The 19,884-nt window shown below is 72.8% G+C and carries 19 protein-coding genes and 1 pseudogene; 11 read left to right on the top strand and 9 right to left on the bottom strand.

Annotation, left to right across the window (positions count from 1 at the left end; translation table 11 throughout):
* Nucleotides 1-24: 24 nt before the first annotated feature.
* Both AC6EI4_RS02160 and AC6EI4_RS02155 read left to right on the top strand, forming a co-directional pair.
* Nucleotides 25-522, top strand: coding sequence for a nuclear transport factor 2 family protein (locus tag AC6EI4_RS02160; RefSeq protein ID WP_498450435.1), 498 nt, complete (start codon nt 25-27; stop codon nt 520-522).
* Nucleotides 519-1,355: an SDR family NAD(P)-dependent oxidoreductase gene (locus AC6EI4_RS02155; RefSeq protein WP_498450434.1), complete on the top strand. Its 837-nt coding sequence runs from the start codon at nt 519-521 to the stop codon at nt 1,353-1,355. Before AC6EI4_RS02160 ends, AC6EI4_RS02155 begins: the two co-directional genes overlap by 4 nt.
* A 73-nt stretch (nt 1,356-1,428) precedes the next feature.
* Here AC6EI4_RS02155 and AC6EI4_RS02150 read toward each other — a convergent pair whose 3' ends face one another.
* From AC6EI4_RS02150 to AC6EI4_RS02135, 4 genes are all read right to left on the bottom strand, one after another.
* A complete protein-coding gene (locus tag AC6EI4_RS02150; RefSeq protein ID WP_498450433.1) occupies nt 1,429-2,220 on the bottom strand; it encodes an SDR family NAD(P)-dependent oxidoreductase in 792 nt (263 codons plus the stop codon).
* A complete protein-coding gene (locus AC6EI4_RS02145) occupies nt 2,220-2,555 on the bottom strand; it encodes a hypothetical protein (RefSeq protein WP_498450432.1) in 336 nt (111 codons plus the stop codon). Before AC6EI4_RS02145 ends, AC6EI4_RS02150 begins: the two co-directional genes overlap by 1 nt.
* Nucleotides 2,555-3,727, bottom strand: a complete 1,173-nt coding sequence (locus tag AC6EI4_RS02140) for a 3-ketosteroid-9-alpha-monooxygenase, oxygenase component (protein WP_498420139.1) — start codon at nt 3,725-3,727, stop codon at nt 2,555-2,557. Before AC6EI4_RS02140 ends, AC6EI4_RS02145 begins: the two co-directional genes overlap by 1 nt.
* Before the next feature lie 205 nt (nt 3,728-3,932).
* Nucleotides 3,933-5,468 (bottom strand): FAD-dependent oxidoreductase, encoded by a 1,536-nt coding sequence (locus AC6EI4_RS02135; protein ID WP_498450431.1) that lies wholly within the window; start codon nt 5,466-5,468, stop codon nt 3,933-3,935.
* Nucleotides 5,469-5,612: 144 nt separating this feature from the next.
* Between AC6EI4_RS02135 and AC6EI4_RS02130 the strand changes: the two genes are divergently transcribed.
* The 4 genes from AC6EI4_RS02130 to AC6EI4_RS02115 all read left to right on the top strand — a co-directional run bounded on the left by AC6EI4_RS02130 (nt 5,613) and on the right by AC6EI4_RS02115 (nt 8,764).
* Nucleotides 5,613-6,248, top strand: coding sequence for a TetR/AcrR family transcriptional regulator (locus AC6EI4_RS02130; RefSeq protein ID WP_498420143.1), 636 nt, complete (start codon nt 5,613-5,615; stop codon nt 6,246-6,248).
* 36 nt (nt 6,249-6,284) lie between these two features.
* Nucleotides 6,285-7,055: an SDR family NAD(P)-dependent oxidoreductase gene (locus AC6EI4_RS02125; RefSeq protein WP_498420145.1), complete on the top strand. Its 771-nt coding sequence runs from the start codon at nt 6,285-6,287 to the stop codon at nt 7,053-7,055.
* A gap of 52 nt (nt 7,056-7,107) precedes the next feature.
* The gene (locus tag AC6EI4_RS02120) at nt 7,108-7,881 is read left to right on the top strand and encodes an SDR family oxidoreductase (RefSeq protein WP_498450430.1); all 774 of its coding nucleotides are present in this window, start codon (nt 7,108-7,110) and stop codon (nt 7,879-7,881) included.
* A 67-nt stretch (nt 7,882-7,948) separates the two neighbouring features.
* A complete protein-coding gene (locus AC6EI4_RS02115) occupies nt 7,949-8,764 on the top strand; it encodes a sigma-70 family RNA polymerase sigma factor (RefSeq protein WP_498450429.1) in 816 nt (271 codons plus the stop codon).
* 12 nt (nt 8,765-8,776) lie between these two features.
* Here AC6EI4_RS02115 and AC6EI4_RS02110 read toward each other — a convergent pair whose 3' ends face one another.
* Complete coding sequence (locus tag AC6EI4_RS02110) at nt 8,777-9,688, bottom strand: 3-oxoacyl-ACP reductase (RefSeq protein WP_498420151.1); 912 nt, start codon at nt 9,686-9,688, stop codon at nt 8,777-8,779.
* Nucleotides 9,689-9,823: 135 nt separating this feature from the next.
* Between AC6EI4_RS02110 and AC6EI4_RS02105 the strand changes: the two genes are divergently transcribed.
* From AC6EI4_RS02105 to AC6EI4_RS02095, 3 genes are read left to right on the top strand one after another with little or no spacing between them, the layout of a single operon-like run.
* The gene (locus AC6EI4_RS02105; RefSeq protein WP_498450428.1) at nt 9,824-11,437 is read left to right on the top strand and encodes an acyl-CoA synthetase; all 1,614 of its coding nucleotides are present in this window, start codon (nt 9,824-9,826) and stop codon (nt 11,435-11,437) included.
* A 32-nt stretch (nt 11,438-11,469) separates the two neighbouring features.
* A complete protein-coding gene (locus AC6EI4_RS02100) occupies nt 11,470-12,339 on the top strand; it encodes a MaoC/PaaZ C-terminal domain-containing protein (protein ID WP_498450427.1) in 870 nt (289 codons plus the stop codon).
* Complete coding sequence (locus AC6EI4_RS02095) at nt 12,339-12,995, top strand: PaaI family thioesterase (protein WP_498450426.1); 657 nt, start codon at nt 12,339-12,341, stop codon at nt 12,993-12,995. Before AC6EI4_RS02100 ends, AC6EI4_RS02095 begins: the two co-directional genes overlap by 1 nt.
* Nucleotides 12,996-13,355: 360 nt before the next feature.
* Here AC6EI4_RS02095 and casG read toward each other — a convergent pair whose 3' ends face one another.
* On the bottom strand, nt 13,356-14,996 hold the full coding sequence (gene casG, locus AC6EI4_RS02090) for a steroid-24-oyl-CoA synthetase (protein WP_498450425.1): 1,641 nt from the start codon (nt 14,994-14,996) through the stop codon (nt 13,356-13,358).
* A gap of 143 nt (nt 14,997-15,139) precedes the next feature.
* Between casG and AC6EI4_RS02085 the strand changes: the two genes are divergently transcribed.
* Nucleotides 15,140-15,907: a class I SAM-dependent methyltransferase gene (locus tag AC6EI4_RS02085; protein WP_498450424.1), complete on the top strand. Its 768-nt coding sequence runs from the start codon at nt 15,140-15,142 to the stop codon at nt 15,905-15,907.
* Nucleotides 15,908-15,956: 49 nt separating this feature from the next.
* Here AC6EI4_RS02085 and AC6EI4_RS02080 read toward each other — a convergent pair.
* The 3 genes and pseudogenes from AC6EI4_RS02080 to AC6EI4_RS02070 form a co-directional block, all read right to left on the bottom strand.
* Nucleotides 15,957-16,226: pseudogene (locus tag AC6EI4_RS02080) on the bottom strand (GtrA family protein); the annotation flags it as partial.
* A 71-nt stretch (nt 16,227-16,297) separates the two neighbouring features.
* Nucleotides 16,298-17,242, bottom strand: a complete 945-nt coding sequence (locus AC6EI4_RS02075) for an NAD-dependent epimerase/dehydratase family protein (protein WP_498450423.1) — start codon at nt 17,240-17,242, stop codon at nt 16,298-16,300.
* A complete protein-coding gene (locus AC6EI4_RS02070; RefSeq protein WP_498450422.1) occupies nt 17,226-18,251 on the bottom strand; it encodes a glycosyltransferase in 1,026 nt (341 codons plus the stop codon). The genes AC6EI4_RS02075 and AC6EI4_RS02070 overlap by 17 nt, the downstream gene beginning before the upstream one ends.
* A gap of 219 nt (nt 18,252-18,470) precedes the next feature.
* On the opposite strand from AC6EI4_RS02070, the gene AC6EI4_RS02065 reads away from it, so the two are divergent.
* Nucleotides 18,471-19,877, top strand: coding sequence for an ABC transporter substrate-binding protein (locus AC6EI4_RS02065; RefSeq protein ID WP_498450421.1), 1,407 nt, complete (start codon nt 18,471-18,473; stop codon nt 19,875-19,877).
* The last annotated feature ends 7 nt before the right edge of the window (nt 19,878-19,884 follow it).

Genomic DNA, 19,884 nt, shown 5'->3' with positions numbered 1-19,884 from the left:
GCCCCCCCCACCGAGAGGGACCCCATGTCCGATCCCACGCTCGAGGAGCGGATCGCCGCCCTCGAGGTCGTCGAGCAGATCCGCACGCTCAAGCACCGCTACCTGCGCGCCTGCGACGCCAAGCGACCCGAGGAGTTCCGCGACTGCTTCGTCGCCGAGGGTGCCTCGATCGACTACGGCCCGCGGCTCGGGCGCTTCGAGGACGCCGACGCGATCGCGGCGGTGTTCGCGGCGATCGCGCTGAAGAAGGTCGACGGGCGCCACGTCGTCCTCGACATGCACCACGCCGGCCACCCGGTCATCGAGCTGACCGGCCCGGGCACGGCGCGGGGCGCGTGGAGCCTGCGGATGCGCCAGGTCGACCTGGAGCGGAAGCTGGAGCGGGTCAGCGCCATCGAGTACGACGACCGCTACCGCGTCGAGGACGGGCAGTGGCGCATCGCGGCCAGCGCCGTGCGGGTGCTCTGGTCGCTCAGCCAGCCGCTGGCCGAGGGGTTCACCCTCGAGGAGAGCTTCTCGTGAGCGCCTCGGGGCAGGGCCGGGTCGCACTCGTCACCGGGGGAAGCAAGGGCGTCGGGCAGGGCATCGCGGTCGGGCTCGCCGAGTCCGGCTGGACGGTGGTGGTCAGTGGCCGCGACCAGGCCCGGCTCGCCGAGACGGTCGCCCGGGTGGACGCCGCCGGCGGGCGGGGCAGCGCCGTCGCCTGCGAGCACACCGACGACGCGCAGGTGCAGGCGCTGGTGGCCGGGGCCGAGCGCGCGCACGGGCGGATCGACCTGCTGGTCAACAACGTCTGGGCCGGGCCCGGGATCGACCCCCGGCGTCCCTCGCGGTTCTGGGAGCGCCCGCTGGAGGACTGGGACCAGCTGGTCGGGGTCGGGCTGCGTGCCCACTTCGTCGCGATGCGCGCCGCCGTACCGGCCATGGTCGCGCGCGGCGAGGGCCTGGTGGTTAACGTGTCCTCGATCGGCACCCGCGCCTACCTGCACTCCACGCTGTACGGCGTCGCCAAGGCCGGCCTGGACAAGCTCACCCACGACGCCGCGCTCGAGCTGCGCGAGCACCAGGTGAGCGTGGTCTCGCTGTGGCCGGGGCTGGTGCGCACCGCCCAGCTGCTGGCCAGCGGGGTGCGCGACATCGCCGGCGTCCCGGTCAGCGACGCCGAGACCCCCGAGCTCCAGGGGCGGGTGCTGGCCGCGCTGGCCGCCGATCCCGACCGGCACCGGCGTACCGGCGGGGTGGTGATCACCGCCGAGGCCGCCGAGGAGTACGGCGTGGCGGAGCCCGACGGCGGGCGGCCGGTGTCGCCGCGGGTGATGTTCGGCGGAGGGCCGGTCTTCCCGCCGCTGGGCTAGCCGGATACAGCGAGCCCCCGGTGGCACGAGACGGTCGCCGGGGCGACCACCTCGACCACCGGGGGCCGGTTGCTCAGTGGGAGGGGACGAGCTTCTTCATGAACTCGTGCGTGGCCAGGACCAGCTCGGAGCGGTTGCCGCGCATCCGCATCTCGACCGTGCGCTCGTTGCCGGAGACCACGTGCACGGGGCCGTCCGCGAGGTGGGCGAGGCCCTCGCGGGCGACGTCGTCGGGCTCGGAGACGTTCATCCCGGGCAGGTCGAAGTTCAGCCCGACCCGCTCCATCGCCGGCGTGCGGGTGACGCCGAGGACCAGCTCGAGCACGTCCACGTCGTACTGGCGCAGCTCCAGCCACAGGCCCTCGGCGAAGATCCGCCCGAACGCCTTGGCCGCGCCGTAGATCGACTCCCGCTCGGAGCCGAGGTAGCCGGCCAGCGAGCCGACCAGCATGATCCCGCCGCGGCGACGCTGCTTCATCAGCCGGCCGAAGTGGTGCACGAGCGCCAGCTGCGCGGTGACGTTGAGGTCGATCACGCCCTGGAACCCGGCCAGCTCGCCCTCCAGGAACGGCGAGCCGTAGGAGTTGGCGCCGGCGTTGTAGACCAGCAGCCCGACCTCGACGTCGTCGGTCGCCTCCACGATGGCCGGCACGGAGCCGGGGTCGGTCAGGTCCACCGCGAGGGTGCGCACCTCGACGCCCAGGGCGCGCACCGAGGCGGCGGTCTCCTCGAGCGGGCCGGGCTTGCGGGCGATCAGCACGAGGTTGAAGCCGTCAGCGGCCAGCTGCTGGGCGAACGACGCGCCGACCCCCTCGGAGCCGCCGGCGATGACCGCCCACGGTCCGTACTTCGCGACGTCGGTCATCAGTGGGCTCCTTCGTGAGCGGCTTCGTGGGCGGCGTTGGCCGCATCGGGGTTGGTGAGCAGCGGCTCGTCGGTGACGACGTGGATGCTGCCGGTCAGCGCGGCGTCGCGCACCGAGTCCTGCAGGGCGCCGCAGCCGCGGAAGGCAGCGCCGTTCGGGCCCGGGCGCGGGGAGGCCGCACGACGCTCGAGGCAGGCCTCGACCGCGTCGGCGTGCCACTGGATGCTGGTCTGCTCCCAGCTGCTCTTGCGCACCTCCACCCGGGCCGCGCAGGTGTGGCACGAGACCGGCTCCATCGGAGCCGTCTCGAGCCGGACGTCGGGACGGACCGCCATCAGACCGACATGCCCTGGACGCTGGTGGCGTCGGCGGCGGCAGCCTTCCGCTTGGCCATGTTCTCCTCGACCTCGCGCTTCCAGGCCTCGTTGGGCCGGGTGGTGTCGATCTCGAACTCGAAGCGCTCGGTCATCTCCGGGGTCACGTCGGCGACGTCGACGTAGAACTGCTCGTACCAGCGACGCAGCTGGTAGACCGGCCCGTCCTCCTCGCACAGCAGCGGGTTGTCGATGCGGGCCTTGCTCTTCCAGATGGCGACGTCCTGCTCGAAGCCGATCCGGATGAAGTCGCCCATCTTCTTCGCCATCTTGGTGGCGGCCTCGTCGTCGAGCCCGGGGAACTTCTTGGCCATCACGCCGTACTGCAGCACGAAGGAGTTGGCGTCGATCGGGTAGTGGCAGTTGATCAGCACGCTCGGGACGTCGAAGTCCTCGTAGTGGTAGACGAGGTCGTCGATCATGAACGACGGGCCGTGGTAGGCCGCCACCGACGAGTTGCCCTTCGAGACCGGACCCTTGCCCTTGGCCTGGGACATGATGTCCTCGCGGCCCTCGCCGTTCATGAACTGCGTGGCGGTGTGGCCCTCGAAGATGTTCTTGAAGTACGTCGGGAACGAGTAGTGCACGTAGAAGAAGTGCGCCATGTCCACGACGTTGTCGACGATCTCGCGGCAGTTCGCGCCCTCGATCGTGGTGGTGTACCAGACCCAGTCGGTGTAGCTGTCGTCCTCGTAGGCCGGGATCCGCGGGATCGTCACGTCGGCCGGCGGCGGGTTGCCCTCGGGGTCGTTCCAGACGAAGAGCATGCCGTCCTGGACCATCGTCGGCCAGGCCGCGGTGCGCGCGCGCAGCGGCACCCGGCGGGAGTAGGGGATCGACTTGCAGCGGCCGTCGCCGCCCCAGCGCCAGTCGTGGAAGGGGCAGGCGATCTCGTTGCCCTTGACCTCGCCCTGGGACAGGTCGCCGCCCATGTGGCGGCAGTAGCCGTCGAGCACGTTGACCTTGCCGTCCTCGCCCGCGAACACGACCAGCTTCTCGCCGAAGGCCATGATCTGGTGGGGCTTGCCGTCCACGAAGTCCTTCTCGAGGCCGATGCAGTGCCAGCCACGGGCGAAGCGCGTGGGTGCGGCGTCCGCCTCGATCTTGCGGACCTCGTCGTTGACAGCGGTCATGGTGCGTCTCCATCCGGGGGGCGGTTGTCTTCCTTTGCAGTGTGGAACCGCTCCGAAGGGGTCGCGCGGAGTGTCCCACTCAACGGAAGAAGGCCACTATCCCCCGCGGCGCGAGGCCGGCGCGGGGTTATCGCGGGTGACGTGCGCCCCAGCGGCGGGAAACGTGCGCCGGGTCAGTCGAGCATGTCGTCAGTCGGGCATGGCGTCAGTCGAGCATGGCGTCCACGGCGCGGGAGGCGAAGACCATCGCGGTGCCGATGGGGATGCCGGGGCCGGGGTAGAACTCGCCGGTCATCGACGCGCTGGCGTTGCCCGCGGCGTACAGGCCCTCGATGGCGGAGCCGTCGGCGCGCAGCACCCGGCCGTCGACGTCGGTGACCGCGCCGCCCTTGGTGCCGAGGTCGGCGAGGACCAGCCGGGCGGCGTAGAACGGGCCCTGGTCGATCGGCACCAGCACCGGGCGGGCGAAGTAGTTGTCGAACTCGTCGGCGCCCCGGCCGAAGTCCTCGTCGACGCCCGCGGCCACGAAGCCGTTGAACCGCGCCACGCTCGCCTCGAGCGCGTCGGCGGGGACCCCGATCAGCGCGGCCAGCTCGCCCAGGGTCTCGGCGCGCTGCCAGGTGCCGGCGGCCAGGTGCTCCTCGGGGGTGCCGCCGGGCAGCGAGATCGCCGGCAGCCGGCCCCCCTCGCGGTGGTCGAAGACCAGGTGCGCCGGGCAGCGTGCGGGGTCGGCGGCCATGGCACGGCCCATCTGGTCGTAGGGCAGCGACTCGTTGGCGAAGCGCTGCCCGTGCGCGTCGACGACGATCCCGCCGCGGAAGCCCAGCGTGAACGACGCGGTGCCGTCGGGCATCGCCAGCCCGGGGCTCCACCAGCCCTGGTCCATCAGGGCGAGGGCCGCGCCGCTCTGCGCGGCCGCGCGGATCGGCTCGCCGGTGTTGGTGCCGGCCGGCGCCATCGCCCAGTCCGAGGCCCCGGGCACGCCGTGCTCGGCGCGCATCGCGTCGTCGTGCTCGAAGCCCCCGGAGGCGAGCAGCACGCCGTGGGTGGCGCCGAAGACGACCCGGCCCTGCGCGGTGGCCGCCTCCACGCCGGTGACGCGGTCGCCCTCGACGACCAGGCGGTCGACGGCGGCCCCGGTGCGCACGGTCGCGTTCCCGGTGGCGTCGAGGGCGAGCAGCAGCCGCCCGATCAGCGCGCGGCCCTGGGTCATCGGCTGGCCGAGGTGGTGGCCCTTGCCGGCCCGGTCGCGGTCGACGGGCGGACGGACCAGCGCGGCGCGCTCGCCGATCTCGTCGAGGGGCAGGGGGAGCGGGATGAACGAGCGGCCGCCGGGCACCCGCCCCGCACGGTCGAAGTAGTCGGGGAAGGCCTGGAACTCGAAGGCCAGCAGCGGGTCCTCCTCCAGGCGTGCGACCAGCCCCGGCGCGGTGCTCACGAACGCCTCCTGGTGCTCGGCGCTCTCCTCTCCCAGCAGCGCCCGCAGGTAGGTGCGCGCGGACTCGGTGGAGTCGCCGATGCCGGCGCGCTGCTGGACCTGGGTGCCGGGCAGCCAGGCGGCCGCGCCGGAGTACGCCGAGGTGCCGCCGAGCTTGTCGGTCTTCTCCAGCACCAGCGTCCGCAGGCCGGCGCGCGCCGCCAGGTAGGCGCCGGTGAGGGCCCCGGCGCCGGAGCCGACGACGACCACGTCGTAGGCGTCGGCTGCAGAGCGGGAGGTGGGCGTGGAGGTCTGGTCCGGCACGGTGGCTCCTTGAGGGGGGATCGGGCGGCAGCCAAACCCAGGCCCGCGGCACCGCGTGATCTGGATCCCACTGACCGGTAAGGTCGTCGGTGACCTCACGGGGCGGGACGGATCATCTGGCGACGTACGTCAGAGGGGGACCTAGTGCCGAGAGTGGCCGAGGCGCGGACGCCGGCCGAGCCGTCGTCGCCGGAGCAGAAGCTGCGCTACCAGCGGATGCTGCGCGCGGCGGCGCGCCTGGGCGCCGAGCACGGGCTCGAGCGTGTCCAGATGCACGACGTGGCCAAGGAGGCCGGCGTCGCCATCGCGACGCTCTACCGCTACTTCCCCTCCAAGACCCACCTGTTCGCCTCGCTCCTGCACGCCCAGGTCGAGCAGCTCGACTCGATCACCGCGCCGCCGCAGCCCGGCCAGGACCCCGCCGAGGCCGTGCTCGAGCTGCTCATCGTGTCCAGCCGCCGGCTGCTGCAGCGCCCGCGCCTGGCGCTGGCGATGATGCAGTCCAACAACGCCGCGCAGGCGGTGACCAACTCCACCTTCGCCCAGACCAGCGCCCGCTTCTTGGAGGTGGTGCTGCGCACCGCGGGCATCGAGGAGCCGACCGAGCGCGACGTGCGCCTGGCCCGGCTGATCGAGCAGAGCTGGTACGGCGTGCTGATCTCCACGCTCAACGGGCACACCACCGAGGAGGAGGCCCTCGCCGACATCGCCATCGCCTGCCGGCTGCTGCTCGCCCCGATCTCGGTGGAGCGCGGCTTTCCGTTCACCGGGATCGAGTGAGCCGGGTCACTCGGGCGCTGCCCTAGCGTGCGCGCCATGCCACGCTTCCGCGACGCCCGCGTCCTGCTCACCGGGGCGGGCTCGGGCATCGGCCGCGCCACCGCCCTGCGCCTCGCGGCGGAGGGGGCGCGGGTCTTCGCCGTGGACCGCGACGCCGAGGGGCTCGATGAGACCGTCGCCGCGCTGGGCGCCCAGGGCGAGGCGGCCGGGGAGATCGTCACCGCGGTCGTGGACGTGACCGACGAGGCCGGGGTGGTGGCCGTGGTGGCCGCGGCCGCGGCGAAGCTCGGCGGGATCGACGTGCTGGTCAACGTCGCCGGCATGCACCGCACCACGCCGATCGCCGAGCTCGCCGTCGAGGACCTGCGCGCGCTCTTCGAGGTGAACCTGGTCGGCACCGCGCTCTTCTGTCGCGAGGCCGTGCCGCACCTCGCCGACCCCACCGAGCCCGGGCGGCAGGGCGTGATCGTGAACGTCGCCTCGGTCGCGGCCACCCACGGCAACCCCTACATGACCGCGTACGCCGCCTCCAAGGGCGCCGTGGTCGCGTTCTCGCTGAGCCTGGCCGCCGAGCTGGTCGGCCGCGGCGTCCGGGTGGTGAGCATCTCGCCGGGCTCCATCGACACCCCGCTCACCCGCAACGTGCAGTTCGGCGAGCTCGACTTCGCCTACTTCATGCGGATCCTGCCGCAGCTCGACACCGGTCAGCCGGAGAAGGTCGCCGGCACCATCGCGTTCGCGGCCTCGCCCGACGCGGCGTACCTGACCGGCGTCGACCTGCGTGTCGACGGCGGCGCGCACATCTGAGCCCGCTTCGCCCCCCAGCCCCCACATCCGCGAACCACACCCAGGAGTCCCCATGTCCCGCACCATCGCCGTCACCGGAGCCGCCTCCGGCATCGGGGCCGCACTGACCACCCAGCTGCAGCAGCGGGGGGACCGGGTGATCACCGTCGACCGCCACGACGCCGACGTGGTCGCCGACCTCTCCACCGCCCAGGGTTGCGCCGACGCCCTCGCCGCGGTCAAGGCCGCCTGCGCCGGCCGGCTCGACGCGCTGGTCACCTGCGCCGGGCTCTCCGCGCCGGTGCTCGAGACCGCGAGCGTGAACTTCTTCGGCACCACCGAGCTGGTCGAGGGGCTGCGCGAGGAGCTGGCCGCGTCCTCCGCGCCCCGGGTCGGGCTGGTCGGCTCCATCGCGGGCACCCAGCCCAACGACCCGGACCTGGTCCGGCTGCTGCTCGAGGGCGACCGCGACAAGGCGATGGCGCGCGCCGACGAGCTGATGGCCAGCAGGGCGTACTTCCTCTACAGCTCGTCCAAGGCCGCGGTGGCCCAGTGGATGCGCCGCACCTGCGTGTCGCCCGGATGGGCGGACGCCGGGATCGCGATGAACGCGGTCGCGCCCGGCGTGGTGCTCACCCCGATGACCGACGAGCTCTTCGCCGACCCGGAGATGAAGAACGTGATGGACGCGGCGGTGCCGATGCCGCTCAACGGCTACGCGAAGGCCGACGACGTGGCCCGGGTGCTGGCCTGGCTGGTCAGCGAGGAGCCCACGCACGTCACCGGCCAGGTGATCTACGTCGACGGTGGCGCCGAGGCGAGCCTGCGCTCTCACGACCACTACTGAGCGCGCGGAGAAAGAAAAAGCAGAAGTTGAGGTTTTGATCTGTCTAGACCAGGGGAGACCTTGGTGCATGGCGCACCGAGACTTCAACGACGAAACGCTTGCGCGCGATGCACGGCAGCGCAGGATCGCAGAGCTGTTCGACGCCGCCTCCACGGCGAGCGCCCCTGAGGACCGCAAGGAGGCGCTCGACGAGATCGTGGTCCTGAGCCTGCCCGTGGCCCGCTCGATCGCCGGGCGCTACCGCAACCGTGGCGTGCCCAGCGAGGACCTCGAGCAGGTCGCCTGCATGGCCCTGGTCAAGGCCGCCCAGCGCTTCGAGCCGGCCCGCGGGCTGGACTTCCTGGCCTACGCGGTGCCCACCATCCGCGGCGAGGTGCGCAAGTACTTCCGCGACCTGGCCTGGTCGATCCGCCCGCCGCGCCGCCTCCAGGAGCTCCAGGGTCGCCTGCTCGAGGTCGAGTCCGGCTCCGAGGGGGAGGGTCAGCCCCGCAGCACGGCCGAGATCGCGGAGGTGCTGGGCGAGAGCGAGGACCTGGTCCGCCAGGCCCAGCAGGCGCACGGCTGCTTCTCCACGATGTCCCTGGACGCCCCGATGGGCGACCAGAGCACCTCCTTCGGCGACCTGGTCCCCACCGACGACGAGGGGGACCGCGACGCGATCGAGGCGCGCGTGCTGCTGCGCCCGGTGGTGCGCCGGCTGCGGGCACGGGATCGCCGGATCCTGCAGATGCGCTTCGTCGACGGTGCCACCCAGGCCGAGATCGGCGCGGCGCTCGGCGTCACGCAGATGCAGGTCTCGCGGCTGCTGCGCCGGATCCTCACCGACCTGCGCGAGGAGATCGGCGAGCTCGACGACGTGCGCGAGCTGATCCGCGCCGACTGAGCCGGCGCCGGACTACTTCTGGGTGCCGGTGGTGTCGAGCTTGGCGACGGAGTACGCCGCGTAGGTCTCGTGGGCTCCTCGCCCGGCGAAGTACGGCGTGACCTGCGCGTCCAGTTCGTCGAGGGAGAAGGTGCCCTCCGGCGCGGTGAACTTCTGCTCGACCTCGGGGGCGTGCATCAGCGCGACCATGTCGCCGTACACCACGAAGACCTGGCCGTTGATCTGCTCGGCCGCCGGGGAGGCGAGGTAGGACACGAACGTCGCCACCCGCTCGGGCGCCAGGATGTCGAGGCCGCCGGCCTCGCCCTCGGCGAACACGGCCGCGGTCATCTCGGTGCGCGCCCGGGGACAGATCGCGTTGGCCCGCACGCCGTAGCGCGAGAGCCCGTTGGCCGTGGACAGCGTGAGCGCGGTGATGCCGGCCTTGGCGGCGCCGTAGTTGGGCTGACCGGCGGGGCCGAACAGGAACGCCTCGGAGGAGGTGTTGACCACGCGGCCGTAGACCGGGCCGCCGGCCGCCTTGCTGGCGTTGCGCCAGTGCACGGCGGCGGCGCGCGAGAGCGAGGCGTGGCCCTTGAGGTGCACGTGGATGACGGCGTCCCAGTCGGCCTCGGTCAGGTTGAACAGCATCGTGTCGCGGGTGATGCCGGCGTTGTTAACGACGATGTCGAGGCTGCCGAAGGTGTCGACCGCGGCGTCGACCATCTCCTGGCCGAGCTTCCACTCGCCCACGTCGCCCTTCACCGCGACGGCGCGGCCACCGGAGGCCTCGATCTCGGCGACGACGTCGTCGGCCGCGGGCCCCATGTCGTTGACGACCACGCTGGCGCCCTGCGCGGCGAGGGCGAGTGCCTCGGCGCGTCCCAGGCCCGCTCCGGCGCCGGTGACGATGGCGGCGCGGCCGGCGAGGTTCGTGCTGCTCATGGGGGTGCTCCTGAGAGGTGGGAGGTGGCGGGCCTCCAGCAAGGTAGGAGAGCCGGCTCCCCGGGCCGCGGGGTCGCCCCACTCAGTGGGACCCTCGACGCCCTGCGCGCGGCGGTTGCGGGCAATGTCACACCCGTGACCCTCCACCTTGCCAGCCTCTACGAGGCGGTCGCCGCCACCGTCCCCGACCGCGCCGCCCTCGCCTGTGGCGAGGAGCGCCGCACGTTCGCCGAGCTGGACCGCCGGGCCAACGCCTTCGCGGCGCACCTGGTCTCGGTCGGCGTCGGCGAAGGCGCCCACGTCGGGCTCTACCTGCTCAACGGCGTGGAGTACGTGGAGGCGATGCTCGGCTGCTTCAAGGTCAACGCGGTGCCGATCAACATCAACTACCGCTACACCGAGCACGAGCTGCTCTACCTCTTCAACGACGCCCGACTGGCGGCGGTCGTGGTGGGCCGCGAGTTCACCCCCCGGGTGGCCCCGCTGGTCGACCAGTGCTCGGACCTGGCCCACGTGCTGGTGGTGGCCGACGACAGCGACGTCGACCACGCCGGCCTGGCGTGGTCGGACCGGGTGAGCGTCGCGGACTACGAGCCCGCCCTCGCCGCCCAGCCCGACGACGTACCGCCGGCGGCCGAGCGCAGCCCCGACGCCCGGTTCGTGCTCTACACCGGCGGCACCACCGGGATGCCCAAGGGCGTCGTGTGGCGCCACGAGGACTTCTTCATCGCCTGCCTGGCCGGCGGCAACCCCTACGGCCCGCCGCACACCGACCTCGAGACGGTGGCTTCGGCGGCGGCCGACAGCGGCGTGCTGAACTACCTGATCACGGTCCCGCTGATGCACGGGGCGGCGAGCTACAGCCTGTTCATGGCGCTGTTCAGCGGCGGCCACGTGGTGCTGATGCGCACCTACGACCCGCTCGAGATGCTGCGCCTCACCGAGGCGGAGCGGATCCAGATCGTCACCGTGGTGGGCGACGCCATCGTGCGCCCGCTGGTCGACACGCTGCGCACCCACCGCGACGAGTACGACCTGTCGTCGCTGTTCGTGATCGGCTCGGGCGGGGCGATCCTGTCCCCGGCCGTGCAGGCCGAGCTGCACGAGCAGCTGCCCTCGGTGATGATCCGCAACAGCTTCGGCGCCTCGGAGTCCGGGCTGGACGGCGAGGTCGCACTGGGCGAGGACGGACTGATGCGGCTCAGCCCGAAGCCCTCGGTGCGGGTCATCGAGCTCGGCCTGTCGGGAGCCTCCCCGGCGCCCGGCGAGATCGGCCAGCTCGCCCGCAGCGGCCACGTCCCGCTCGCCTACTTCAACGACCCCGAGAAGAGCGCGCGCACCTTCCCCGTCATCGACGGCGTGCGCTACGTCCTGCCCGGCGACCTCGCGCGCGTCGAGGAGGACGGCACGATCGTCGTCCTGGGCCGCGGCTCGGGCTGCATCAACTCGGGCGGGGAGAAGATCTTCCCGGAGGAGGTCGAGCAGGCGCTCAAGGCGCACCCGGCGGTGATGGACGCGCTGGTCGCCGGCGTCCCCGACGAGCGCTTCGGCGAGCGGGTCGGCGCGGTGGTCGAGCTGCGCCCCGGCCACGAGGCCACCGTCGAGGAGGTGCGCGCGCACTGCCGCACGATGCTCGCCGGCTACAAGGTGCCCGCCACGCTGACCTTCGTCGAGCAGGTCCTCCGCTCGCCCACCGGCAAGGCGGACTACCGCTGGGCCAAGGGCACGCTGGCCGCCCGCCCCTCCTGACCCCCGCACGCAGCTGGAAGGCCTGAACCCCGATGCCGATCGACCTCGACGTGGCGCTGAGCGCCGAGCCCACCACCCGCCCGATCAGCTGGACGCGTCGCGACGTGCAGCTCTACCACCTCTCGCTGGGCGCCGGTCGCGACGCGGCCCTGGATCCCGAGCTGCGCTGGACCTTCGAGCGCGACCTGCAGGTGCTGCCCACCTTCGCGATGGTCGCCGGCCAGGGCGTCTCGGCCGGTGACGTCGGCGCACCCGGGCTCAGCCTGCCGGGTATCGACATCGACCTGCGCCGCATCCTGCACGCCGGTCAGGCGCTGAGCGTGCACCGCCCGCTGCCGGTGGCCGGGACCGCCACGATCTCCTCGCGGGTCAAGCACGTCTGGGACAAGACCAAGGCCGCCGTCGTGGTGCTGGAGAACGCCGCCACCGACGAGGCCGGCGAGCCGCTGTGGACCACCGAGATGCAGATCTGGGCCCGCGGCGAGGGCGGCTTCGGCGGCGAGCCCGGTCCGGACACCACCTGGACCGCGCCCGAGCGGGAGCCGGACGCGGTGCTGGAGTCGAGCACCACGCCCGGTCAGGCCCTGCTCTACCGCCTCAACGGCGACCTGAACCCGTTGCACGCCGACCCCGAGTTCGCGAAGGCGGCCGGCTTCGACCGGCCGATCCTGCACGGGCTCGCGTCGTACGGCATCGTCGCGAAGGCGATCGTCGACGGCCTGCTCGACGGCGACGCCGCGCGGCTGCGCAGCCTGGCGGTGCGCTTCTCCGGCTCGATCTGCCCGGGGGAGTCGATCACCACGTCGGTGTGGCGCGACGGCACGACGCTGGCGCTGTCGGCGACCTGCCCAGAGCGCGACGGCGCCCCGGTGCTCAGCCACGCCACCGCCGAGATCTCCTGATGAGCCGACCCGACCTGGTGCTGGGGGCCGGTCGGCGCCGGCCCACCCCCGAGCTCAGCGCCCAGCCGCAGAACGACGGCGTCGACGCCGCGGTGCAGGCGGCCCGACGGGTCGTGGCCTCGCTGCTGGGCGCGGGCGAGGGCACCGAGGCGGAGATGACCCGGATCGCCGAGCAGCTCCATGCCGTGGCCGACCACCTCGACGCCTGCGCGCCGGCCCGCGACGTACGCCTGGTGGACATGTGGGCCGGCGAGGGCGTCACCCGCCACGACCCGGTCACCGGCCCCGAGAACGCGATCGCCCCGCCGCTCGCGCTGGTCGGCCAGGCCGACGGCTCGATCCGCGGCGTGGTCACCCTGGGCCTGCCCTACCAGGGCCCGCCCGGGCACGTGCACGGCGGCGTCTCCGCGCTGCTGCTCGACCACACCCTCGGCGTCGCGAACGACTGGGCCGGCGAGTCCGGCATGACCGGCACGCTCACCGTGCGCTACCACCGCCCCACCCCGCTCTTCGAGGAGCTGGTGATCACCGGGCGCCAGGAGTCGATCGAGGGCCGCAAGATCCGCACCGTCGGCTCCATCACCACCGCCGACGGCACCCTCTGCGTCTCCGCCGAGGGCCTTTTCATCAACAAGATGGTGGCCCGCCCCCGCTGACCCCGGGGGCGACGTGCGGGCCCCGCGCCGCGCCCGCGCCGCACGCCCGCCGCGCTTGTAACGCGGGGTTATGCCCTCTGGCACAGCGAAATAACGCTGTGGTGGAGCGCATAACCCCGCGTTACAGCCGGGTCCGAAGCCAGCGCCGCCCCCAGCGCGGCCCCGAGCGCCCCCGGAGCGCGGCGGCGGGCCTGGGGCGCTTGTAACGCGGGGTTATGCCCGCTACCACAGCGAAATAGCGCTGCGGTGGTGTACATAACCCCGCGTTACAAGCGGGTTTGGGCCCAGCGCTGGCCGCGACGGGGCCGCGACGGGGCCGGCGGCCGGGGACCGGCGGCAGGGCCGGCCCCCCGGCCCGGGTCAGGCGTGGACGGCGGTGCGGATGACCTTGCCGGTGGCGTTGCGGGGGAGGGGCTCGGCGCTGATCCGCCAGTGGGCGGGCACCTTGAAGTAGGCGAGCTGCTCGGCGGCGAAGGCGCGCAGGGCGTCGGTGTCGAGCGTGTGGCCCTCCTTGGGTACGACGACCGCGGCGACCTCCTGGCCCAGGTCGGGGTGGGGCACGCCCATCACCAGGCACTCCTCGACGTCGGGGTGCTCGAGCAGGACCGCCTCGATCTCGGCGGGGTAGACGTTCTCGCCGCCGCGGATGATGAGGTCGGAGCGGCGGCTGCTGAGCCGGACCCGGCCCTGGTCGAGCATGCCGATGTCACCGGTGTGCAGCCAGCGGCCCTCGCGGACCGTCTGCGCGGTGGCTTCGGGGTTCTCCCAGTAGCCGAGCATGTTGAAGGCGCTGCGCACGCAGATCTCGCCCTCCTCGCCCTCGGGGAGCGCGTTGCCGAGGTGGTCGCGCACCTCGAGCTGGACGCCGACGATCGGGCGGCCCAGCGTGCCGGGCGCCTCGACCAGGTCCATCGGGTTGGCCACGGCGATGGCGGTGCACGACTCGGTCAGGCCGTAGCTGTCCACCAGCGAGCTGGCGAAGGGCAGGCCCTCCTTGAGCCGGTCCTTGAACGCCGGCGAGGAGGGGGCCGAGGCGAGCGCGAACGCGCGCAGCGAGGAGAGGTCGTAGGCGGAGAGGTCACCGTGCTCGAGCAGCCGGTTGGCCATCGTCGGCACCGCTCCCCAGTTGGTGATCCGCTCGGACTCGATGAGCCGGCAGACCTTGTCCACGTCGAACGCGCCCAGGTGCAGCGCCACCTTGCTGCCGGTGGCGAGCCGGGGGATCGCCAGGTTGTGCAGGCTGGCGATGTGGAACAGCGGGAGGACCAGCAGGTAGGTGCGGTCCCGGGGGTCGGTCGGGTCGCCGAACGCCGCCTGCAGGGCGTCCATCATCCGGTGGTACTCGATCACCGAGCAGACGTTGCGGTGGGTGTGCACCGCGCCCTTGGGCTTCCCGGAGGTGCCCGAGGTGTAGAGGATGACGGCCGGGTCGTCCTCGGCCACGTCCGCGCTGGGCAGCTCCGCGTCCGGGTACGCCGCGACCAGGCGCGGCACGTCGGTCTCCAGGCTGATCACCTCGACGCCGGTCTCGGTGAGCGCGGCGGCGCGCTTGGCGTCGGCCACGACCAGCACCGGGCGGGAGTTCGTGACGCCGTGCACCAGCTCGCGCGGCGACCACCACGCGTTGAAGCCGACGCTGACCGCGCCGATGGAGACCGTGGCCCAGAACGTCACGATCCAGTCGGCGCTGTTCGCGGCGGCGATGGCCACCCGGTCGCCGGGGCGCACGCCGTACTCCTCGCGCAGCGCAGCGGCCAGGGAGGAGACGCGCGCGGCGTGCTCGGCGAACGTCAGCCGGCCCTCGCGGGTCGCGATGTAGACCCGCTCGCCGTGCACGACGGACTCGGCGAGCACCTCGTGCAGCGCGCGGGCGCGGTTGCGGAAGACCGGCAGCGACGTGCCCAGTACGTCCTCGGTGACCAGCTCGAACGGGCCGCCGGGACCGGTCAGCCCGCCCATGATGGCGGCGGCCGCGGCAGCAGGGTCGACGCTGGTGGTCATCTCGGACTCCTCAGGAACGGGGGGTGGTTACACGGAAGTGTGATCGGCAGCACGCTCGGCGGCGCCAGGGGGTTCCGGTCACCGGGACGCGACATCGACAGATGCCGCGCGCCGAGGCGCACCGGGCGTTAGAGTCACCGAGCATGACAGCGACTGGGGTCCGGGGCGGCTCCGCCTCCATCGAGCAGTCCGACTACTGGTGGTACCGCGTGCGCTCGGCGTTGCTGCGCACCATCCTCGAGCCGTACCTGGACGGCCGGGAGCGGGTCCTCGACGTGGGCAGCGCGGACGGCCCGAGCGTGGGCTGGCTGCGGGGACAGGTCCAGCACGTCTCCCTCGACCTCGACCCGCGCGGCCTCGAGGCCGGCTCCGGGGTCTGCGGCTCGGCGCTCGCGCTGCCGTTCCGCAGCGGCTCCTTCGACGTGGTCGGCGCCTTCGACGTGATCGAGCACTGCGACCCGGAGGGCCACGCGGTCGCCGAGCTGGCCCGGGTGCTGCGACCCGGAGGCCACCTCTTCGTGTCGGTGCCCGCCTACGAGTGGGCGTGGTCGGACTTCGACGAGGAGAACGGCCACCACCGCCGCTACACCCGCAAGCGGGCCGTGGCGGCCCTGGAGGCGGGTGGCCTGGAGGTACGGCGTGCGACGTACGCGTTCGCCTCGACCTTCCCGCTGTTCGCCGCCGAGCGCCTCGCCCGCAAGGTCAAGCGGGCGGCCGGGCGCAGCGGGCCCGGCGAGGCGGCGGACGTGGTCTCCCTGCCGCGCACCCCGGCCGCACTCGACCGGCTGCTCAGCGCTCTGGGGAGGATCGACGACCGGCTGCTGGGTCGAGGCGACCTCCCGTTCGGCTCCTCGGTGGTGGTGGTGGCACGGCGTCCGCCGGTTCCCGGCCCGGCCGGCGGAACGAGATGAGCTTGTGCCCGAAGTACGACACCACCACCACGATGCCCAGCGCGAGCACCTGACCGGGCAGCACCGGTAGCCCGGCGCCCTCCACCAGCACCGGCAGCAGCAGCGAGTTGAGCGTGAACGCCGCCACCTGGACCCCGACGTAGCGGGCGAAGTCCACCATCAGCTGACCGCGCACGTCGAAGACCAGGCGCCGGTGCAGCACGAAGCCGACGACGGTCCCGATCGCGTAGGCCAGGAGCAGGGCGCCGAGGTAGTGCAGCACCCCGCCGGCCAGCTCGTAGAGGACGGCGAAGCTGCCCAGGCCGACCGCGGTGTTCACCGCGCCGACGGCCAGGAAGCGCACCTGCTCGCGGCGCAGCACAGCGGCCAGCCCGGCCCGGCGTGGAGCGCTCACGCGGGCCTCCGCAGCTCGGCGGCGATGTGCTGGTAGGTGGCGTGGATGCCGGCCGGCAGGGGGGTGCGGGCCAGTCGGTCGACCTCCGGCAGGACCACCGAGCGGAAGCGCAGCTGGGAGGCCTGGAGCCGGGACTGCGGGGTGGCGCCGAGGACGATCGGCGCACGGCGGTTCGTCAGCCGGCGCAGCTCGCCGATGATCGCCGCCAGCGCGGTGGCCCGCCCGGAGGCGAGGATCTTCACGACCACCTCGTCGCCCGCCTCCACCAGCGGCATCGCGGCCAGCACCATCTGGGCGGCGTCGTCGACGTAGAGGTAGTCGCGCGCCGTGTCGAGGGGGACGTAGACCATCAACGGATGACGCTGGAGCTGGGAGCGGCACAGCTGCGAGATCAGCCCCTGGGCCTTGCGGAGGTCCTGGCCGGGGCCGTAGAGGTTGGCGATCCGGCCGATCAGCAGCGACGAGCCGGTCTGCTCGGCGAATCGGGTCAGGACCTGCTCGGCGGCCAGCTTCGCCTCGCCGTACGGCGCGAGGGGGCGGGGGCGGGTGCTCTCGGTGAACGGGCCGTCCGCCGACCCGGCGTAGACGCCGCCGGCCGAGGAGGCGAGGAAGAAGGACACCGACGCCTCGGGCCGGCGCGCCAACGCCGCCGCGAGCCGCCCGACGAACGCGGTCAGCAGCTCGAGCTCGCCGGCGAGCTCCTCGGGCGACGTGCCGACGACCCCCGCGCCGGCACACCACAGCAGGCGCACGTGCGGCCGGGTGTCGAGCAGCTGACACGCCTCGCCCTCGAGGGTGTCGAGCGCGGTCCTCGGGTCGCCCCACGGGACGGCGGTGGTGTGCAGGGCCAGCTCGGAGCGCGCGGCCTGGCGGGCCACGGCGCCGCCCAGCAGACCACCGCTGCCGACGACCCAGTGGGTGGGGCTAGTCGGGGACGTCATGGCGAGCCCGTCGCCCCAGCGGGCCGGTCGCAGGGTCGCTGCCGATCAGGTACGGCGGGCGGCCCATCGCCATGCTCACCGCGACGCCGACGTACTCCGCGATCACCCCGAGCGCGAAGAGCACGCACCCCGAGCACAGCAGGGTGATCACCATCAGCGACGTCCAGCCCTGCACGTCGGAGCCGCCGTCGAGGTAGTCGACGACCAGGAAGAGGGCGAGCAGCGCCCCCAGGACGGCCACCGCGAGGCCGAGCACGCTGACGATCCGCAGCGCCCGGGTGCCGCTGGTGAGCACCATCCGCCAGAAGTGCGAGAGCAGCGCGCGGGGGTGGTAGCCGGACTGGCGCTCGCCCTCGTCGCGCAGGCTCACCGGGGCGGTGGCGGGCGCGCCGGCGACCCAGCCCAGCGCCACGTCGAGGTAGACGCCCTGACCGGCGTACGCGGCCACGCTGCGCCCCACCTCGCCGAGCACCAGTCGGTAGCTGTGGAAGACCGAGGCGTCCGCGCCGCCGCTCAGCACGTTGACCAGGCGCTTGGACGCCCGGGAGGTGGCCCGGCGGAAGAGCGAGTGCGGGGCGGCGTTGACCGGGGCGGCGTACACCAACGGGGCGCCGTGGTGCAGCGCGGAGTCCAGCAGCCGGCCGATGTCGGCGGGGTCGTGCTGGCCGTCCTCGTCGAGGGTGACGATCCACTCGCCGCGGCTGGAGGCGATGCCGGCCAGCGTTGCGGCGTGCTGGCCGAAGTTACGGCTCAGCCACACCGGCTGCACCCAGTCGTGCGCGCCGGCGAGGCGGCGGATCACGGTGGCGGAGTCGTCCGGGCCGCAGTCGTGGACCAACAGCAGCTCGACGATCCGGTAGGGGTTCCCGTCCGGCGAGCACTGCGGAGCGGTCAGCGCCTCGATCTCCGCGCAGAGCTGCTCCAGGTGCTGCTCCCCGCGGTAGACCGGGACGACGATCGAGACGGAGTGCGCCGGTGAGGGCTCGGTGTCGGTCACGAGGGGGCTCACGCGCCTGACTATAGACAGGCTGTGGGGCAGGTCACCGCTCTTTGGCCCAGCCCGCTCCGCGCTGCGCGGACACATCCGCCGACCCGAGGGGCGTAACAGGTCGCCGAGAGGGCTGTACCGGAGATCCCACTGAGCGGGAGCCGCCGGCGGCGTGGCGTGCATCACACCCAATGATGTGCCCGCCGCCGGCCGGCGGTCCGCGAGAAGGAGAGCTGCCTCATGAGACACCCCAGGAGCGCCAGGCTTGCCGTGGTCGCGATCACCCTCGCGCTGGCCGCCAGCGCGTGCGGGTCCGACCGCTCGGAGACCGACGCGGGCGGTGAGCAGGGCAACCAGAGGGCCGAGGTCAAGGAGGGCTTCTTCGGTGAGCTCGAGTCGCCCTGCGGCGACGGCGACGCCTCCGGCGCGACCGACCAGGGGATCACCGACGACGCGATCACCATCGGCTACGGCGACGACCGCGGCTTCAGCGCGCGGCCGGGGCTGCTGCAGGAGATGGGCGACGCGATGACGGCGATGATCGCCTGGTGCAACTCCCAGGGCGGCATCAACGGGCGCGAGATCAAGGGCAACCAGTACGACGCGGCGTACATGAACGCCGCCAGCGTGATGCAGCAGTCGTGCAAGTCCGACTTCATGATGGTCGGCCAGGGCTTCGCCATGGACATCGCCGCGGAGCCCCACCGGGTCAAGTGCAAGATGCCCACGGTGCCCGGCTTCGCGATCGGCCCGGCCGTCTCGATGGGGCCGATGAAGTACGAGCCCGTCCCCTTCCCCGTCGACCGGTTCAACGGCGCGATGCTGACCACCATCGGCGAGGAGTACCCCGAGTTCCTCGAGAACATGGACTTCGTGCGCAGCACCTCCGCGGCCGTCACCCAGGGGCTGGTCAAGGTCGAGGCCGTGCTGGGCGACATGGGCGCCACGCCCAAGGACTGCGGCGTGACCATCGCCTCCGAGGGCGAGGCCAGCTACGTGCCGTTCGCCGAGAAGTTCAAGGAGTGCGGCGTGGAGGCGCTCTGGGTCACCGACAACCCCGACGCCCGGCTGTTCAGCTTCATGGAGGCGATGGACCGCGTCGGCGCGGACCCGCTGGTGGTCGGTGAGTCGACCTGGTACGACGAGGACGTCTCGAGCTGGAACGCCAAGTCCGGCGCCGGCGACAACGTGGTGGTGGGGCTGCAGTTCCAGCCGTTCGAGAACGCCGACGTCGTCCCCGCCGTCGCGCAGTACCTGGAGCTGATCGAGGAGTCCGGCGGCAAGCGCTCGCAGCTGGGCATGCAGGCCACCTCGGCCTTCCTGCTGTGGGCGACCGCAGCCAAGGAGTGCGGCTCGGACCTGACCCGCCAGTGCATGGTCGACACCCTCTCGCAGATCCACGAGTGGGACGGCGGCGGACTGCACGCTCCCTCGGACCCGGGTGCCAACGAGTCGATGAGCTGCGCGGTCGTGATGGAGCTCGACGGCGGTGACTGGAAGCAGATCTCGCCGGCCGAGCGCGGCGAGTTCACCTGCGACGAGGCGTTCATCAAGGAGACCGACAAGTCCACGTGGGGCATCGAGCTCAACGAGGACCGCATCGCCACCGACTTCCTCACCGACGACCTCCTCGTGCCGTCCGCCTGAGCCGGCC

It is taken from the genome of Nocardioides sp. Z43_10 (assembly GCF_059766615.1).
Note: the sequence above shows the minus strand (reverse complement) of the source record. Positions and strands in the feature narration are given on the sequence as shown.

Coding starts and splice junctions, on each gene's coding strand:
- AC6EI4_RS02085 (WP_498450424.1), top strand. CDS start 15,140: ATGACAGCGACTGGGGTCCGGGGCGGCTCCGCCTCCATCGAGCAGTCC.
- AC6EI4_RS02145 (WP_498450432.1), bottom strand. CDS start 2,555: ATGGCGGTCCGTCCCGACGTCCGGCTCGAGACGGCTCCGATGGAGCCG.
- AC6EI4_RS02140 (WP_498420139.1), bottom strand. CDS start 3,727: ATGACCGCTGTCAACGACGAGGTCCGCAAGATCGAGGCGGACGCCGCA.
- AC6EI4_RS02120 (WP_498450430.1), top strand. CDS start 7,108: ATGTCCCGCACCATCGCCGTCACCGGAGCCGCCTCCGGCATCGGGGCC.
- AC6EI4_RS02150 (WP_498450433.1), bottom strand. CDS start 2,220: ATGACCGACGTCGCGAAGTACGGACCGTGGGCGGTCATCGCCGGCGGC.
- AC6EI4_RS02110 (WP_498420151.1), bottom strand. CDS start 9,688: ATGAGCAGCACGAACCTCGCCGGCCGCGCCGCCATCGTCACCGGCGCC.
- AC6EI4_RS02075 (WP_498450423.1), bottom strand. CDS start 17,242: ATGACGTCCCCGACTAGCCCCACCCACTGGGTCGTCGGCAGCGGTGGT.
- casG (WP_498450425.1), bottom strand. CDS start 14,996: ATGACCACCAGCGTCGACCCTGCTGCCGCGGCCGCCGCCATCATGGGC.
- AC6EI4_RS02160 (WP_498450435.1), top strand. CDS start 25: ATGTCCGATCCCACGCTCGAGGAGCGGATCGCCGCCCTCGAGGTCGTC.
- AC6EI4_RS02065 (WP_498450421.1), top strand. CDS start 18,471: ATGAGACACCCCAGGAGCGCCAGGCTTGCCGTGGTCGCGATCACCCTC.
- AC6EI4_RS02095 (WP_498450426.1), top strand. CDS start 12,339: ATGAGCCGACCCGACCTGGTGCTGGGGGCCGGTCGGCGCCGGCCCACC.
- AC6EI4_RS02115 (WP_498450429.1), top strand. CDS start 7,949: ATGGCGCACCGAGACTTCAACGACGAAACGCTTGCGCGCGATGCACGG.
- AC6EI4_RS02125 (WP_498420145.1), top strand. CDS start 6,285: ATGCCACGCTTCCGCGACGCCCGCGTCCTGCTCACCGGGGCGGGCTCG.
- AC6EI4_RS02100 (WP_498450427.1), top strand. CDS start 11,470: ATGCCGATCGACCTCGACGTGGCGCTGAGCGCCGAGCCCACCACCCGC.